At 49.4% G+C, this 991-nt stretch carries 1 rRNA gene; it reads right to left on the minus strand.

Going from position 1 to position 991, the window contains the following annotated elements:
• Positions 1-846 (minus strand): 23S ribosomal RNA (locus tag SIK69_RS08000); the annotation flags it as partial.
• Positions 847-991: the final 145 nt, after the last annotated feature.

The raw sequence follows: 991 nt of genomic DNA on the forward strand, positions 1-991 counted from the left end.
TTCACGAGGCGCTACCTAAATAGCTTTCGGGGAGAACCAGCTATCTCCCGGTTTGATTGGCCTTTCACCCCCAGCCACAAGTCATCCGCTAATTTTTCAACATTAGTCGGTTCGGTCCTCCAGTTAGTGTTACCCAACCTTCAACCTGCCCATGGCTAGATCACCGGGTTTCGGGTCTATACCCTGCAACTTAACGCCCAGTTAAGACTCGGTTTCCCTTCGGCTCCCCTATTCGGTTAACCTTGCTACAGAATATAAGTCGCTGACCCATTATACAAAAGGTACGCAGTCACCCTGATAAATCAAGGCTCCCACTGCTTGTACGTACACGGTTTCAGGTTCTTTTTCACTCCCCTCGCCGGGGTTCTTTTCGCCTTTCCCTCACGGTACTGGTTCACTATCGGTCAGTCAGGAGTATTTAGCCTTGGAGGATGGTCCCCCCATATTCAGACAGGATACCACGTGTCCCGCCCTACTCTTCGAACTCACAACGTATGCATTTTCATGTACGGGGCTATCACCCTGTATCGCCGGACTTTCCAGACCGTTCCATTAACACATACGCTGATTCAGGTTCTGGGCTGCTCCCCGTTCGCTCGCCGCTACTGGGGGAATCTCGGTTGATTTCTTTTCCTCGGGGTACTTAGATGTTTCAGTTCCCCCGGTTCGCCTCGTTAAGCTATGTATTCACTTAACGATAATGTGTCGAAACACACTGGGTTTCCCCATTCGGAAATCGCCGGGTCAAAGGTTCATATCACCTCGCCGACGCTTATCGCAGATTAGCACGTCCTTCATCGCCTCTGACTGCCAGGGCATCCACCGTGTACGCTTAGTCGCTTAACCTCACAACCCGAAGCTGTTTCGTAAAACAGTTCGACTTGCGAAAATTTGAGAGACTCGAACACACCTTCTTTCCTTTCTTATTACGGAGAAAGGAAACAGTGTGTCGTTTCAATTTTCAGCTTGATCCAGATTTTTAAAGAGCAAA

This window comes from Scandinavium lactucae (assembly GCF_033843265.1).
Taxonomy (GTDB): Bacteria; Pseudomonadota; Gammaproteobacteria; order Enterobacterales; family Enterobacteriaceae; genus Scandinavium; species Scandinavium lactucae.